The sequence below is a fragment of the Pseudomonas fluorescens genome, assembly GCF_900215245.1.
Lineage (GTDB): Bacteria > Pseudomonadota > Gammaproteobacteria > Pseudomonadales > Pseudomonadaceae > Aquipseudomonas > Aquipseudomonas fluorescens.
Genome location: NZ_LT907842.1, coordinates 4979087 through 4994690 on the forward strand (window position 1 = coordinate 4979087; position 15604 = coordinate 4994690).

Here is a 15604-nt window from a genome sequence, read left to right on the forward strand (position 1 = left end):
TTGTATGTCATGGCAGTCGCTCATTCCCTTGGATTTCCGCGCATTGGACGCGATCGTGAACTGAAAAAAGCGCAGGAAGCGTTTTGGAAGGGTGAACTCGACGAAGCCGGCCTGCGTGCCGTCGGCCGTGACCTGCGCAAGACCCATTGGGCGCTGCAAAAACAGGCCGGAATCGAGCTGTTGCCCGCCGGTGACTTCGCCTGGTACGACCAGGTACTGACACATTCGCTGATGTTCGGCGTGATCCCTGAACGTTTCCGCCCGGCCGATGGCAAAGCCACCTTGCACACCTTGTTCGGCATGGCGCGGGGGGTCAGTGACAGCTGCTGCGGCGGTGCCCACGCCCAGGAAATGACCAAGTGGTTCGACACCAACTACCACTACCTGGTGCCGGAATTCAGCGTCGACCAGCCGTTCCACCTCGGCTGGGATGAGCTGTTCGAAGAAGTGCAGGAAGCCCGTGATCTGGGCCACAACGTCAAGCCGGTCGTCATCGGCCCGCTGACTTATCTGTGGCTGGGCAAGGCCAAGGGCGGCGATTTCGATAAGCTCGACCTGCTTGAGCGCCTGCTGCCGTTGTACGGCCAGATCTTCCAGCGCCTGGCTGACCTGGGCGTTGAGTGGGTGCAAATCGACGAGCCGATCCTGGCGCTCGACCTGCCACAAGCGTGGAAAAACGCGTTTGAGCGTGCCTACAACCTGATCCAGCGTGACCCGCTGAAAAAGCTGGTTGCCACTTACTTCGGCGGCCTCGAAGAGAACCTCGGCCTGGCTGCCAACCTGCCGGTCGACGGCCTGCACATCGACCTGGTGCGCGCGCCGGATCAATACCCGACGATCCTCGACCGCTTGCCGGCGTATAAAGTGTTGTCGTTGGGGGTGGTCAACGGCCGTAACGTCTGGCGTTGCGACCTGGAAAAAGCCCTGGCGACCTTGCAACATGCGCATGAAAAGTTGGGTGATCGCCTGTGGGTTGCACCGTCCTGCTCGCTGCTGCACAGCCCGGTTGACTTGAGCCGTGAAGACACGCTGGATGGTGAACTGAAAAGCTGGTTGGCCTTCGCCCTGCAGAAGTGCGCGGAAGTCGCGGTGCTGGCCCAGGCCGTCAACGCACACGACGCACCGAGCGTGCTCGCCGCCCTGGCGCAAAGCCGCGCGGTACAAGCGGCCCGCGCCGCTTCACCGCGTATTCACAAGCCGGCGGTGCAAGCCCGTGTGGCGGCAGTTACCGCCAACGACAGCCAGCGCCAGTCGCAGTTCGCCCAGCGGATCGACAAACAGCGTGCCGGCCTGAACCTGCCGCTGTTCCCGACCACCACCATCGGGTCGTTTCCACAAACCGCGTCGATCCGCCTGGCGCGCCAGTCCTACAAAACCGGCAAGCTGAGCGCGGCCGAATACGTCGAAGCCATGCACAGCGAGATCAAACACGCCGTTGAAGTGCAGGAAAACCTTGGCCTGGATGTGCTCGTGCACGGTGAAGCCGAGCGTAACGACATGGTTGAATACTTCGCCGAGCAACTGGACGGCTACGCGTTCACCCGCTTTGGCTGGGTCCAGAGCTACGGTTCGCGCTGCGTGAAACCGGCGGTGATCTTTGGCGATCTGAGCCGTCCGAAGGCCATGACGGTGGAGTGGATCCGTTACGCCCAAGGCCTGACCAGCAAGGTCATGAAGGGCATGCTGACCGGCCCGGTGACCCTGCTGATGTGGTCGTTCCCACGGGAAGACGTGAGCCGTGAAGTGCAGGCGCGTCAACTGGCACTGGCGATTCGTGACGAGGTGGTCGACCTGGAAGCCGCCGGCATCAAGATCGTCCAGATCGACGAAGCCGCGTTCCGTGAAGGGCTGCCGTTGCGTCGCTCGCAGTGGCAGCACTACCTGGACTGGGCCAGCGAAGCGTTCCGTCTGTGCGCCAGCGGCGTGCGCGATGAAACCCAGATCCACACCCACATGTGCTACAGCGAGTTCAACGACGTGATCGAGTCCATCGCGGCAATGGATGCCGACGTCATCACCATCGAGACATCGCGTTCGGACATGGAGTTGCTGGACGCGTTCGAAGCCTTCGCTTACCCGAACGACATCGGCCCGGGTGTCTATGACATCCACTCGCCACGCGTGCCGGATGTGGCGCAAATGGTTAATTTGCTGCGCAAGGCGGCCAAGCGGATTCCGGCGCAGCGTCTGTGGGTCAACCCGGACTGCGGTTTGAAGACTCGCGCCTGGCCGGAGACTGAAGCGGCGCTGATCCATATGGTCGCGGCGGCGCGTCAACTGCGGGCTGAGCTGGCCTGAGCTAAACCCTGTGTGCGGTGGCGCGTTCGTTTCGAAGCAGGCGCGACTTAAGGTCGAGAAACTTAATCGAGTCTGTCGGCGTCGATAATGAACGACACAGGTTGAGTGGAGGTAAAGATGGCAGGCATCAACGAGCAATCCATTGAGGCGGTGATTCAGTTCTGGAAGCAGGCCGGGCCCAAGCGCTGGTTCGCCAAGGACGAGGCGTTCGACGCGGCCTTTCGCGACGGGTTTCACGCGACCCACATGCAGGCGGCACGCCGCGAGTTGGAAGGCTGGCTGGGTTCTGCTCACGGCGCGCTGGCCTTGTTGATCCTGCTGGATCAGTACCCACGCAATGCGTTTCGCGGTACCGCGCATATGTTTGCCACCGACCCGCTGGCGCGTTTGTACGCACACCGGATGGTCGAGGCCGGGCTTGATCAGTTGATCGAGCCCGAACTGCGTGCGTTCTGTTATTTGCCGTTCGAGCATTCGGAAGACCCGGCGGATCAGCAGCGTTCAGTGGCGTTGAACCAGCACCTGGATGCCAGCACCCGCCACTGGGCCAATGAGCACGCGAATATCATCCAACGGTTCGGGCGTTTTCCCCATCGCAACGCGGTGCTGGCAAGAGCAACCACGCCACAGGAGCATGAATTTCTCGAGGCTGGCGGCTTCGCAGGTTAGGCCTCGGCCTGCGCCAGGGCGGCCACGGCGGGGGCTGGACGAAAGCGCCGCAGGCCCTTGAGGTCGACCGCCCAGCGCAACGCTTCGGTGGCCGAGGGGCGTGGTCCGTGGCTGATTGCGTTGGCATCCTCGGTCAGCGTGCCGAGGTAACCCTGGGCACCGCCGCGCTCGCTCCAGTAACGGGTGTGGCTCAGCCAGGAGCGGGCGAGCCAGCCTTGCCACTTGCCGACGGTGACCGGCAGGTCCAGCACGCCGGCGCCCATCACTGGCTTGACCGGGCCACCGACGACATCGCCAAACAGGCCGAAGGGCGCCGGGAAGTAGAGATTGGTCCAGCGCGTCACGGCAAATGCTGCCGCATGGTGCAGGTAGTGCGGGGTGAACGGTTTTTGGCCGAGCATCACCGGCTGGCGGGCGTTGTAGCCGTAGCCCTGGGTGTCTTCGGTGGGCGGGCAGGCCGGGGCTTCGCGGCGTTCAATGCGTTTTTTGAAATCACTCACACTGCGGCCCAGCAGCAGGCTGGCATGGGCCATCGGGCTGCCGACAGTGACCAGGTCGGTGATGCGCCATGGGTTGCCCAGGCCGCGCTGCTCGATAAACGCCTCGGCCTGCTGTTCGCGAAATCTCAACGTGCTGCCCAGGCTGCCGTCGAGGGCCGCGCCGGCTTTGGGCAGTGCTTCCTTGACCACCGGTTGCAGTGCGGCGTGGTCGGCATAACGTCTGGCCAGTTCGCGGTTGCTGGGGATGACTTTGGTCAGTTGGTCGTGATGTTCATGCCACAGGTAGCCGACGATATCGTAGGCAATCACACTGCCCAAACTATGGCCGACGACGATGATGCGGTCGTAGTCGCCCTTTTTGTGCAGGGCGCGCAGCAACTCCACGCCATCGGCGCGGATCTGTTCGCGCACCACGACGTTCTGCGGGTTGGGGCTGAGGTAGCGTGCCGCGTCACCCAAATAGGACAGCGCGGAATAGCGCAACCCCAGGCCGATGGCGGCGACCAGCAGCGGAACCAGGGCAAAAGGGTTGTCGCCGTGATCGAACTCACCCCAGGCCGTGGCCAGGGTGCCGGTCGCGACCAGCAGCAGGAGCATCATCACCGTCCAGCGGGTAGTGCGCCAGATCGGCACGATGGCATCGGGAATGTCACGGCGCGGGCGCTTGAAAATATCCCACAGCCAGCCCAGCAGGTGGCCAACCTTGGTGCCTTGCATCTTGTGGGCCCAGTAATACTCGTAGAAATCCGTGCTGGTGCGCCCCGACGACTTCAGAACGCGCAGGTCGAAATTGCGCGAAAGCCGGTCCGGCTTGCTCCAGTAGAACGGCGTGCCGCCCGGCGTGTCGGTCGGGATCATCGCTTCCACGAAGCCGCGTAAAGTGTCCATCGGGCGTTGTTCGCCGATGCCGTGGATGACGACAACTGCTTGTTTCATAAGCTGATCATTCCTTGAAAAACTACGAACGGCGTGGCCGATTTCGCAGAGTAGCTATTCGCTATGATCTTGCCACCATTGCTGCTATTCCCGCCAGGAATGCCCCCATAAAATCCCTGCATTGTCTTTCTCTGCGCAGATCTCGTAGCGTGACGGCTCACACAAGGAGACTGCTCATGAGCCATGGCCCGCTGCGCCTTTACGTTGATTCAATGTTCACCAGCCCTTACGCGATGTCGGTGTTCGTCACGCTGCGGGAAAAAGGCCTGGCCTTCGACACGGTCTGCCTTGATCTCGACGCGGCGCACCACCAGACCGCGGAGTTTGCGCGGCTGTCCATGACCCAGCGCGTGCCGACGTTAGTGGAGGGAGACTTTGCCCTGTCGGAGTCTTCGGCGATCTGTGAGTACCTGGATCAGGCCTACCCTGAAACTGCGGTGTACCCGGCGGACCCAAGGCAGCGGGCGAGGGCGCGACAGGTCCAGGCGTGGTTGCGCAGCGACCTGTTGCCGATTCGCCAGGAGCGCTCGACCCTGGTGGTGTTTTGCGGGCAAAAAGCCCCGCCGTTGTCGCCGGTGGCGCAAGTGGCGGCGCAAAAGTTGATCGAGGCGGCGCAGACGCTGTTGGCGGGCAACCCGGTGAACCTGTTCGGCGCATGGTCCATTGCTGACGTGGACTTGGCCGTGATGCTCAATCGCTTGATCCTCGGCGGTGACCGCGTGCCTGACGAGTTGGTCGCCTACGCCCGGCACCAGTGGCAGCGGCCCTCGGTACAGGCGTGGGTCAACCTGCAACGCCCGGCGCTTTAGCGGTTTCTTGCGATTCCTGGGCGACGCGCCGGTCCAGGTCTTCCCAATCCGCCATGCCCAGCACCCGCGTTGTGTTCAGGCCGCGCAGGTAACCGCGCAGCTGCTGGGCGCTGGCGTAACGCTTGTCGGCGCCCGCGGCTTCGTCCTGCAACACGTGTTCATAATCGACCAGGTAATCGGCGACCCGCTCGCGAAACTCCGGCAGTACGGCTTCGCGGATGCGGTCGAAGGTTTTCTGGTAGGGCTTCATAGCGTGGTCCTTATAGTTTTATGACGATCGGGGTAGGCGACACTATCGGTTCAAATGATAGTCACCATCAAGGATCGCAAGTTCTGTTTTTATGCGAAAAGCGGACAATCACGCCATCGAGACGCTGTTCAAGGAAATGCGCGATGAGGACGATGATCCAGTTGGGTTTAATCATGTTGATGCTCGGCACCACAATGCTGGCCAACACGGCGATTGCCGATGATCTGCGTACGGGCCATTTGCTGCCACTCATCGGTAGCGTAGACTCCCTGCAGCACGCGCAGTCGGTGGGGGTGTTGTACAGCGAAAACACCCGCGACAACCTCAACTACCTTGAACGCTACCACGCCATGGCCATGAACGGCGCCAAGGATGCCCTCGACGGGCGCATCCGCGAGGCGTTCGTCAATAGCTCCGACCCGGAGTTGGCGATTGATTGGTTGATGAACTCGCTGCAGGGCACTTTTCGCAGCGTGACTGTCTATAGCAGCCTGGATGAGCTGGTGCAGGCTCACCCGGATGTGGTGGTGGTGCTCGATACCCATAACCAACTGCTGACCCAGCGCAACGACCGGGTCGAAGCGCGCTTTGTGGCGCGGTTCTACGATGCGAACCTGCAATACATCGCCAAGGCCGAAGGCTCGGTGCTCAAACAGGTGCCGTCGGTGTGGGTGCTGGACAAGGCGGCGCCCGAGATTGCTGCGCAGATTGAACAGCAGCGTGATGTACAGCTTGATGCCTTAAAGCAGTTTGATGTATCGCTCAAGGCCCTGGTTCGCGCAGGTTGACGCGTGGATTGATGTGAACCCTATTGGTTATTTTCAGGAATGTTTATGCGCTCTTTTTTCGTCCCGGCCCTGGCTTTTGCTTCCGTGTTGCTGACCGGCTGTATTACCGCTCCCAACGCTCCGACGTTGACGTTGCAAACCGACAAGACCCCTGAAGGTTATCTGCAGTGCGTATTGCCCAAGCTTGAAAAGTCCGGCATCACATCGACCGTCACCCAGAATTCGCGCCACGCCAAAGTCGTGTTGACCAGCAAGATTGCCGCCGATGATGTGTTGGAAGCCTACAAGTCCCAAGAGGGCAGCAAGGTCTTCGTGTATGAGCGCAAGCCGCTGGCTTCGGCGCTCAAGCCGTCGCGCCTGGAGACGGCGGCGCAGGACTGCAAGTAACATCAGGCCTCACCGCTGCCAGTAGTGTGGGCGCGGGTAAACCCGCTCCCACATTTTTTGCTTACGGCTTAAGGTTTTGCTTCGCTGCTGAAGCTGTCGACAACGTTGACAAGCCCTTGAGCCGCCAGCGCGACCAACTCACCACCTTTTTCCACGGTCGCCAGGGCCGGGTCCGAGCCCATGCGTCCATCGGGGAAGCGTGCGCGGAAGTCCAGTGCCTCGCGAATCGGCCCTGTGTTGGCGATCTGCGGTGAATACTCGGCGGACTTGATCGATTCCGGGTAGGCCCACTGCGTCACCGCAATTTCCGACGGCGTGGCATGGCTGCCGTGGCCGACCGGGAATTGGCGGTGGGCCAGGTCGTTGACGCCTTCCAGATCCCACCAGTTCACCAGTTTCAGCGCGAACCCGGCCGGGCGGCGCGCATAGCTGGCCTCGGCGTACAGCTCGGAAAACGCAGCCTCGATGGTGGCGATATTGCCGCCGTGGCCATTCAAAAACAGGATCTTCTCGAAACCGTGCCCGGCCAACGAGCGCACCCAGTCGCCAATCGCGGCGATAAAGGTGGACGGGCGCAACGAAATGGTGCCGGGAAAGCCCAGGTGGTGCTGGGCCATGCCGATATTGAAGGTCGGGGCGATCAGGATGTCAGCGTGCTGCTGCGCCTCATGAGCGATGATCTCCGGGCACATCCAGTCGGTGCCCAGCAGGCCGGTAGGGCCATGTTGCTCGTTGGAGCCGATGGGGATCACCACCGTGCGGCTGCGCTCCAGAAACTGCCCGATCTCGATCCAGGTGGATTTATGTAGAAGCATGCGACGCTCTCTTTTATCGGTGGGGACAGGCTAACCACCACGGATTGTACGACTACTCGCCACTTGTTGGGGCTTGCAGTTGAGGTAGGTCGACGACTTCAGCCAGCGCTGGTCCGGGTACCAGGAAAACATGAACTGCCCATCCTTGAGTTTGTCTACCACCTGGCGCGCCACTTGCGGGCGCACGGCAGGGCAGCCCTGGCTGCGGCCGATTCGGCCTTCGCGCTTGCTCCACGCCGAGTTGACGTAGTCGGCGGCATGGATCACCAGGGCGCGGTCGCGGGCCTGGTCATTGAAGCCCGGCTCCAGGCCGTCCATGCGCAACGAGTAACCGTGAGCGCCGCGGTAACTTTCCTGGGTGCGAAACAAGCCCAGGCTGGATTGGTGGCTGCCTTCAAGGTTCGAGAACTGGGTGGCGAAGTTTTCCCCGGATTTGGCGCCGTGGGCCACCAGATCGCGGAGCACCAGGGTTTTTTTGCGTAAATCGAAGATCCACAGCCGACGAGCGGTAGAGGGCTGGGAGTAGTCAATAACGGCCAGGCGCTCCGAGCGCTCCTCGCCGTTATTGACCGCGCACTGCACGGCGCTCAAGGCGCTTTTCAGTACGGTGGGATTGAGTTCTGGAGCCGAGCGCGCCAGGCTGCTATACAAAGAAGGAGACGTGGCACTGGCCGCGAGCGCAACATTGCTCAGCGTAGCCAGGGTTACGGTGATCAAACCGAAGCGGCATATAAAAGTCAGCATCTACAGTACATCCCCCGCTGTGGATTGGAGTTAAGACAATTGTTCAAAAAACACGCATGTTACTTGAGCATTTGCCTGCTCGTTGCACCATTGGTCGCGACAGCCGATGAGCTGCCGGCAGACGCCGTGCCGCCTGTATCGATCAGCCCGATGCAACTGGCCCTCGCGCAGTTACCCAGCGTTTGCCCGGGCCTTGCCCCACAAATAGACGCAGCGGCTCAACTGCGCTTGCAAGCGTTTTACCAGCAGCAGGGCGACAGTCCGCTGTGGTCAGCCGCTGATCGCCGCCAGGCCTTGCAAGCCCAATTGCGGTTGCTGGCTGACGACGGCCTGGACCCCAGCCACTATAGCCTGCCCGCAACAGACGCCACGGCCAACGTGCTGTGCAGCGATATCGGCACCAGCCAGCAATACCTGCAAGCCCTGCAGGACTTGCACTACGGGCGTTTGCAGCAGTCGCGCTTCGAGCCGCTGTGGCATTCCCAGCCACCGCTCCAAGACCCCAACACCGCAGTGCTGGCCTTTGCTGCGACCGGCCTGCACGACCTGGCCCTGGCGTTTGACCAGGCGCGCCCCAGCGCCGACCTCTACCGCAGTTTGCGCAGTACCTATGCCACCGTGCGCCTGCAACCGTTGCCGCATTGGGACCCAGTCGCCTCCGGCCCGTTGCTGCGCCCCGGCATGGACGACCCGCGCGTGCCCGAACTCGCGCGGCGTCTTTACAACGGCGGGTACCTGGCCAAAGTGCCGACCGGCAACGGCACGCAATACCGTGACGAACTGGTCAAGGCGGTCAAGGCCTTCCAGCTCAGCCACTCGTTGCAGGCAGACGGTGTGATCGGTGCGGGCACCGTGGCCGAGCTCAACATCAGCCCGGCGATGCGCCGCGACCAGCTGCGCATCAACCTCGAACGTTTCCGTTGGCTGGCCCAGGACCTGGAGCCCGAAGGGGTGGTGGTCAACGTCGCGGCCGCACAACTGAGTGTTTATCAGAGCGGTATCCCGGTGTGGCAAACCCGCTTGCAAGTCGGGCGGGCGGAGCGGCAGACGCCGTTGCTCAAGTCACGGATTACGCGGTTGACGCTCAACCCCACCTGGACGATCCCGCCCACCATCATGCGTGAGGACAAGCTCCCGGCCATCCGGCTCAACCCCGAATACCTGCGCCAGCAAAACCTGCAAGTGCTCGATGCCCAAGGTCACCCACTCACGGCCGACCAAGTGGACTGGTCGCGCCCCGGGAATATTCTCCTGCGCCAGGAAGCCGGCCCGCGCAACCCGTTGGGCAAGATCGTGATGCGCTTTCCCAACCCGTATTCGGTCTACCTGCATGACACGCCGAGCCAGCCGTTGTTCACCAAAGGCCCGCGCGCGTTCAGTTCGGGGTGTGTGCGGGTTGAGCAGCCCATGTTGCTGCGTGACTTGCTGGTAACCCCGGCCGAACGCACGCGCACCGATGAGTTGCTGGCGACCGGCATGACCCATGAATTCCGGCTGGCCACGCCCGTGCCGGTGCTGTTGGGGTACTGGACCGTGGAGGTCGACCGCCAGGGCGGGCTGCTGTACGCGCCGGATATTTATGGGCGTGACCCGGTGTTGATGAAGGCGATGGGCGCCTTGCTCTAGGCGATCTGCGCCAAGATCCTGGTGACAGCCTGATCCGCTGTCATCCGCGCGGTGTCGAGCGTCAAAGGCTGTTCTTCCCAGGCCTCGTACTCATGCGCTGACACCGCTTGCCAAGTCGGGGGGAGCAGCCCGGGAATATCCCCAGCGCGACTTTCCACTCGGCGTTGGTGTTCGTGTTGATCAGAACACACCACCTGGATGTTCACCCACTCAACATCGGCTGCCGCCGCCACGGCTTTCCACGCCTCCCGGCTTTCCTTGACCGGGTTCACGCAGTCCGCAATCACCGTCTGCCCCACGCGCAAATTGCTCAACGCCAGCGCATTTGCCACGCTGTAGCCGCTGGCGCCGACATCGCCGGCGAGTACCGCCGACGCCCGCAGCGCCTGCTCGATCACATCGATGCGCAGGTACACCGCGCGCGTGCGCCGTGCCAGTTCACGGGCAATCGTGGTTTTACCGGTGCCCGGCAGGCCGCTGAATACAATAAGCATGCTCAATCCCTTGATGAGAGTCGCCGGCCAGTCTAGCCGCGCTTACTTTAAATAGCAGGCGCTGATCCAGTCCGCCGGGTGCGCAGCCAATTGCGTCGCCGTGGGCAGATAGCGCGTGTCCAGTTGTGCGGCCAGCCAGAACAGCGTCGCGCTGCTGTTGGGCTGCCAGGTACCGCTGTAACCGGCTTCGCCTACGGCGGCGCGGTCTTTGTCGAACTGCACGTGGGTGTGCACGAACTCCTGATGGCTGCGTTGCCCCGTGGCGTAGGGCACCAGCCAGTCCAGGGCTGCGGCCAGCGAGGCACCCTTGGCCTTGAGGTTCAGCCAATCGCCGCCGTAGGGCTTGGCCGCCAGCGCGGCTTGCACCAGAGGCTCAAGGTCGTAGACCACGTAATGCAAGGCGTCACGGTCTTGAAAGTCGGTCACCGAACCGTCGGGCAGGATGTTATCGGCGACCTGCTGTTTGAATAATTGATGGGCGTGCTCGAACATGGCCGGGTCGCCGAGGGCTGCGGCAGCCACACTGACCAGCTTGACGCGATGGCTCTGCCAATTATTGGTCTGGGTGCCTTTTTTCTGCCCGTGAAATTGCTGGATCTGCGCGATATAGCCGTTGCCCAGGGCGCTGATCAAACGGCGACTGGCCGCGCGGGTTTCCAGGCGCAAGTGATCGGCTGTCAACGCGTAAGCCGTGATCAGCATATCGAGGTTGGTTTCGTCGATGGGGTTGAAGTCCGGCTGGTACACGTCGGCCCATGCGGCGAGGTAGTCGTCGACTTGCTTGAGGTAACGCGGATCGCCGCTGATGCGCCAGGCCAGTGCCGCCTGGCGCATCAGCGGCCAGTCCTTCTCGGCGGCAATGCTTTGCGTGCGGATGCCCTGGTTTGGCAGCGTGCCTTCGGTGTGCAAATGCGGCAACGGCGCGGGCGAGTCGGCCAACTGCCGTTGGGCAGCGGCCAGCAGCGCTTTGGACGTCGGGCTCGAAGCGGCCGGCTGGCACAGGTTCGGTGTTTGCGCAGCCGCCATGGCCGCGTGGGAAAGCACGGCCAGCAGTGCGGTGATGGCGACGGTGGTGGTTTTCATGGTCGGCTCAGCAGGACTCGATCGTGCCCACGCTAGCATGCAGCCGAATCGGCGTTGATGAAACTCCCGTATGCTTGCCGCCAACCCCGTAGAAACCCAGGACAGCCCATGACCTTGCCCTTCGTGAAGATGCATGCCCATGGCGATGACTTCATCATCATCGACCGCCGCGGTCAGGATGACCCGATTACCGCGCAGATCGCCCGTCGGCTGGGTAACCGCCATACCGGCATCGGCTTCAACCAATTGGCCGTGGTACTCGACTGCACCGACGCCGCCGCGCGTATCAAGTTCTGGAATGCCGATGGCACGCCGTTGCAAACCTGCGGCAGCGCCACCCGCGGCGTGGCCGACCGCTTGATGCATGAAACCGGCAGCCAGTCGGTGGTATTGCGCACCGACCGGGGCTTGTTGACCTGCGTGCGGGCGGCGGCGCAGCAGGTCTCGGTGAACATGGGCGCCCCCTCACTGGACTGGGCGGCAGTGCCGCTGGCCGCGGCGATCGACACGCGCACCTTGCCCATCGACGGCGCGCCGGCGGCGTGCAGCATGGGCAACCCGCACTGCACGTATTTCGTGGATGACCTGGCCGCGCTCGATGTGGCAGCCGTGGGCCCGGCGCTGGAAACGCATCCATTGTTCCCGGCCAGGACCAATGTGCATTTTGTGCAGGTGCTGGACCGCCAGCATATCCGCCTGCGCATCTGGGAACGTGGTGGTGGCGTGCCGCTGGGCTCCGGTTCGTGCTGCTGCGGGGCGGTGGTCAATGGGATCCGGCGCGGTTTGCTCGATGCCACGGTTCAAGTGCAGTGCGACGGCGGGACGGTCACCGTGCAGTGGGACGGGCAGGGCGGCGTCGTCTTGACCGGCAGCGTGGAGCCGATCATGCAGGGCGCGGCCTACGTGCTTTAGAACGTTACGGTAAAGGTTGTACCAGTGTTTTCGCAGGAACTCACTGCCACATCGCCACCGTGCGCCTTGGCCAGTTCGCGCACGATATACAGGCCCAGGCCGACGCTGCGCACCTCGCTGCCCTGGTCGGTGCCACGGGTCATAGGCTCGAACAGCCCGGCCAGCAGGGTTTCAGGAATCACTGCGCCGTAGTTGTGCACCGCCACTTCGCAGCGAGTGTCGGCCAGGCGTGAGGTGATCGTGATCGGCATGAGTACGTCGCCATACGCCACGCTGTTGGCGACCAGGTTGCCGATGATCTGCTGCACACGGTCGGCATCCAGGCACGCAGCGCCCGTGCCTTCGGTGTGGTGCTTCAACGTGGCGGTGGGGAAGGCCACGCGCAGCTCATCGACGGCGTGTTGAATCACCCCGTGCAGGTCCACAGCGGTGGTCTTGACGCTGATGCCGTGGCCGACCCTGGCCTGGGTGAAGTCCAGCAAGTCGGCGATCATCCGCTGGGCGCGCTCGGACGACTGGGCGATATGGCCCAGCAACTGGCGTTCCTTGGGCGTGCGCTCGCTACGGCTGAGAAAGTCGGACGCCATACGGATGGCCGTGAGGGGGTTCTTCAAGTCGTGGCTGACAATCGCCATCATCTGCTCGGCAAATAAAGCGCGGCGCTGGGCGACAGCATAGGCTTCGCTCAGCTCGGCCTGGGCCTGATGCAGCGCGATTTCGGCAGTGCTTTTTTGCTGCAACAAGGCTTCGGCGAGCTTGCGCGCATTGAGCAGCTCGCGTTCGTACTTGTCGCGGTCGGTGGTGCCGAACAACGCCAGGTCATGCACCACGGCGTCAGCCTGTGCGCGCTTGCGGGCGTTGAGCAAGACGGTCACCTTGTGCCCATCGCGGTGCAGCATGTCGAGCTTTACCTCGCTGACACTGCCATGCATGCGCAACAGCGGTGCCAGGTGGGTCTGGTGAAAAATCCGCCCGCCGATGGTCAGCAGGTCCTGGAAGGGCCGCCCGTGCAACTCGGCGTTGCGCAACCCCAGCCATTCCCCGAGTCGTGCGTTGGCATGCAGGATCGTGCCGTCCTCGGCGGTGACGGCCAGGGCACATGCGGCGCTGTCGAACAGCTCAGCCGACATGGGCCATGCCCCACGGCCCCAGGAAATTTTCCATCGCCGCTGCGCAGGCCTGCGGTGCGCTCATGTGCGGGCAATGGCCGACGTTGTCCACCAGGCAAAAGGTGCTGTTGGGGAGCACGCTGTGCAGGTACTCACCCACGACTACCGGCGCGATCAGATCGTCGCTCGATTGCAGGATCAATACGGGCGTGGTCAGGCCGATCACGTCCTGACGGTTATCCGACATAAAGGTCACCCGCGCGAATTGCTTGGCGATATCGGGTTCAGTGCGGCAGAAACTGTCGCTGAGTTCGGCGCTCAACCCTGGTTGCTCGGGGGCGCCCATGATCACCGGGGCCATGGCGCTGGACCAGCCGAGGTAGTTGCTGTCCAGGGTATCGAGCAGGTCGTCTATATCACTGCGCTTGAAACCGCCGACGTAATCAACGTCATCTATGTAGCGCGGCGAAGGGCCGATCATCACGTGGGCGGCGATACGGCCGGGGGCCAGGCGGTCGGCGAGCGTGCCAATCATCGCGCTGACTGAATGGCTGACCAAAATCACCGGGCCGCTGGCGAAGGCGTCGATAATTTCGTTCAAGTCGTGGGCGTAGCCATCCAGCGCGCTGTATTTGGCCTTGTCGAACGCACTGACATCCGACAACCCGGCGCCGACGAGGTCATAGAGCACCACGCGAAAGCGGTCGATGAATGGCGGCGCGAGGTAATTCCACATCGCCTGATTGCAGCCGAAACCATGCGAGAACACCAGGGTCGCCGACCCGCTGCCCATCACACTGACGTTGTTGCGATGTTTCAGGTTCATGGCGTTCTCATGGATGGCATTTTGCTATTTTGCCGTAATGGGCAGTTTAAATAGTCACAGGCGCGGGGTCACGCGTTATAGCGCCGATAAGGTAAAGTCAGGCCCTTCAGGATGAAATTTCAGGTAACAATGTATGCGGCTGTGTTTGCGGCAATCGGTCTTGAGTGTATTGGCCTTAGTATGTTTCGCCCTGTTGAATACGGCCCTGGCCGATACCTCGCCAATCAAGGTGACCCTCGACCAACGGGTGATCGACCTCACCAATACGCTGGACACCGGCACCACCGATCGCCTGAAATCTCAGCTCGCGGCACTGGAGCAGCGCAAAGGCGCGCAAGTTGCCGTGCTGCTGGTGCCGACCACGGGCGGCGCGAGCATCGAAGACTTCGCCAACCCACTGTTCCGTGCCTGGAAACTGGGGCGCAAGGACGTCAACGACGGCATCCTGCTGGTGGTCGCCAAGAATGACCACAAGGTGCGTATCGAAGTGGGCTACGGCCTGGAAGGCACCGTCACCGACCTGCTGGCGCACCGCATCATTGAAGAACACCTTACTCCGGCGTTTCGCCAGGGCGACTACGCGGGCGGTATTCAACAGACGGTCGACGATCTGACGCTGCTGGTGGACGGAGGCGACCTGCCCGACGTGGCACCGCCGGGGCTTAACCCTCAAGCGATCGCGGTGTTGCTGGCGTTCATCGTCGGCGCCGTCGGCGGTGTGCTGATCGCTGCGGGCAAGCTGCATTGGCGCCTGGCGTTGATTGCTACGCTGGTGGTGACGCTGCTGCTGACGATGTACGGCGGCGGCCGGGACTGGCCGGTCTACCTGTTGCTCTTGCCGCTGACCCTGTTGATTGGTGGTGCGACCTTCGGTGCGCTGTGGCTGGCGCGCCGAGTGTTTTACGGCGTGATTGGCTTGCTGGTGTACATCGGCGGAGTATTGATGGCGGATCGGTTGATGGACGTCAACTTGGTCCATTGGCTGCTATGGCCATTAGGCGGCGCATTGATTCTGGGCCTGTACGCGGGGCTGTTTTTGGTCATCAGGGCGTCGTGGAAAAACAGCCCGCGCTTCTTCCGCGTGCGTGCGCTGGTGGTCGTGGCGATTTATGTGTTGGCCGGTTGGCTGGTGGGGCGCGGCTACGAAGGCTGGATCGTCGCGATACCGGTGGCCTCGTTCGCCGCGTTTATTCTGTTTGTGCAGAGCGTTGCAGGCTCGGGCTCCGGTTCAAGGTCTGGCGGTGACAGTGGTTCGAGCGCCAGCAGCTCAAGTTCCAGTCGCTCAAGTTCCGATAGCAGCTCGTCCGGTGGCGGCGGTTCCAGTGGTGGCGGTGGGGCGTCAGGCAGTTGGTAAAGCG

At 62.5% G+C, this 15604-nt stretch carries 16 protein-coding genes; 8 read left to right on the forward strand and 8 right to left on the reverse strand.

Annotated elements, in window-relative coordinates; genetic code table 11:
- The first annotated feature begins 9 nt into the window (after positions 1-9).
- Together metE and CPH89_RS23250 are read left to right on the forward strand one after the other, a co-directional pair.
- Entirely contained in the window at positions 10-2298 is a 2289-nt protein-coding gene (gene metE / locus CPH89_RS23245; RefSeq protein ID WP_053256416.1) for a 5-methyltetrahydropteroyltriglutamate--homocysteine S-methyltransferase, read from the forward strand.
- Between the two features lie 117 nt (positions 2299-2415).
- Complete coding sequence (locus CPH89_RS23250) at positions 2416-2967, forward strand: DUF924 family protein (RefSeq protein ID WP_053256415.1); 552 nt, start codon at positions 2416-2418, stop codon at positions 2965-2967.
- Here CPH89_RS23250 and CPH89_RS23255 read toward each other — a convergent pair.
- Complete coding sequence (locus CPH89_RS23255) at positions 2964-4403, reverse strand: alpha/beta hydrolase family protein (protein ID WP_053256414.1); 1440 nt, start codon at positions 4401-4403, stop codon at positions 2964-2966. The genes CPH89_RS23250 and CPH89_RS23255 overlap by 4 nt on opposite strands.
- Positions 4404-4579: 176 nt before the next feature.
- Here CPH89_RS23255 and yfcF point away from each other — a divergent pair, with 176 nt between their 5' ends.
- Complete coding sequence (gene yfcF / locus CPH89_RS23260) at positions 4580-5212, forward strand: glutathione transferase (RefSeq protein ID WP_053256413.1); 633 nt, start codon at positions 4580-4582, stop codon at positions 5210-5212.
- Here yfcF and CPH89_RS23265 read toward each other — a convergent pair.
- Complete coding sequence (locus tag CPH89_RS23265; protein WP_053256412.1) at positions 5187-5462, reverse strand: hypothetical protein; 276 nt, start codon at positions 5460-5462, stop codon at positions 5187-5189. The two genes, yfcF and CPH89_RS23265, sit on opposite strands and share 26 nt — an antisense overlap.
- Positions 5463-5605: 143 nt before the next feature.
- Between CPH89_RS23265 and CPH89_RS23270 the strand changes: the two genes are divergently transcribed.
- Both CPH89_RS23270 and CPH89_RS23275 read left to right on the forward strand, forming a co-directional pair.
- Positions 5606-6250, forward strand: coding sequence for a hypothetical protein (locus CPH89_RS23270; protein WP_053256411.1), 645 nt, complete (start codon positions 5606-5608; stop codon positions 6248-6250).
- A 45-nt stretch (positions 6251-6295) separates the two neighbouring features.
- On the forward strand, positions 6296-6637 hold the full coding sequence (locus tag CPH89_RS23275; RefSeq protein WP_053256410.1) for a hypothetical protein: 342 nt from the start codon (positions 6296-6298) through the stop codon (positions 6635-6637).
- Positions 6638-6705: 68 nt separating this feature from the next.
- On the opposite strand, the gene CPH89_RS23280 is transcribed toward CPH89_RS23275, so the two are convergent.
- A complete protein-coding gene (locus CPH89_RS23280) occupies positions 6706-7452 on the reverse strand; it encodes a creatininase family protein (RefSeq protein WP_053256409.1) in 747 nt (248 codons plus the stop codon).
- A 30-nt stretch (positions 7453-7482) separates the two neighbouring features.
- Positions 7483-8196 (reverse strand): murein L,D-transpeptidase catalytic domain family protein, encoded by a 714-nt coding sequence (locus CPH89_RS23285; RefSeq protein ID WP_053256408.1) that lies wholly within the window; start codon positions 8194-8196, stop codon positions 7483-7485.
- A 39-nt stretch (positions 8197-8235) separates the two neighbouring features.
- Here CPH89_RS23285 and CPH89_RS23290 point away from each other — a divergent pair, with 39 nt between their 5' ends.
- Entirely contained in the window at positions 8236-9822 is a 1587-nt protein-coding gene (locus CPH89_RS23290; RefSeq protein WP_053256407.1) for a L,D-transpeptidase family protein, read from the forward strand.
- Here CPH89_RS23290 and CPH89_RS23295 read toward each other — a convergent pair.
- On the reverse strand, positions 9819-10316 hold the full coding sequence (locus CPH89_RS23295; RefSeq protein ID WP_053256406.1) for a P-loop nucleotide/nucleoside kinase family protein: 498 nt from the start codon (positions 10314-10316) through the stop codon (positions 9819-9821). The two genes, CPH89_RS23290 and CPH89_RS23295, sit on opposite strands and share 4 nt — an antisense overlap.
- Positions 10317-10358: 42 nt before the next feature.
- Positions 10359-11399, reverse strand: a complete 1041-nt coding sequence (locus CPH89_RS23300) for an alginate lyase family protein (protein WP_053256405.1) — start codon at positions 11397-11399, stop codon at positions 10359-10361.
- Between the two features lie 108 nt (positions 11400-11507).
- On the opposite strand from CPH89_RS23300, the gene dapF reads away from it, so the two are divergent.
- Positions 11508-12311, forward strand: coding sequence for a diaminopimelate epimerase (dapF, locus tag CPH89_RS23305; RefSeq protein WP_053256404.1), 804 nt, complete (start codon positions 11508-11510; stop codon positions 12309-12311).
- Here the strand turns inward: dapF and CPH89_RS23310 are convergent.
- The gene (locus tag CPH89_RS23310) at positions 12308-13441 is read right to left on the reverse strand and encodes a PAS domain-containing sensor histidine kinase (RefSeq protein ID WP_053256403.1); all 1134 of its coding nucleotides are present in this window, start codon (positions 13439-13441) and stop codon (positions 12308-12310) included. The genes dapF and CPH89_RS23310 overlap by 4 nt on opposite strands.
- On the reverse strand, positions 13431-14246 hold the full coding sequence (locus CPH89_RS23315; protein ID WP_053256402.1) for an alpha/beta fold hydrolase: 816 nt from the start codon (positions 14244-14246) through the stop codon (positions 13431-13433). Before CPH89_RS23315 ends, CPH89_RS23310 begins: the two co-directional genes overlap by 11 nt.
- Positions 14247-14379: 133 nt before the next feature.
- Here CPH89_RS23315 and CPH89_RS23320 point away from each other — a divergent pair, with 133 nt between their 5' ends.
- The gene (locus CPH89_RS23320; protein ID WP_053256401.1) at positions 14380-15600 is read left to right on the forward strand and encodes a TPM domain-containing protein; all 1221 of its coding nucleotides are present in this window, start codon (positions 14380-14382) and stop codon (positions 15598-15600) included.
- Positions 15601-15604: the final 4 nt, after the last annotated feature.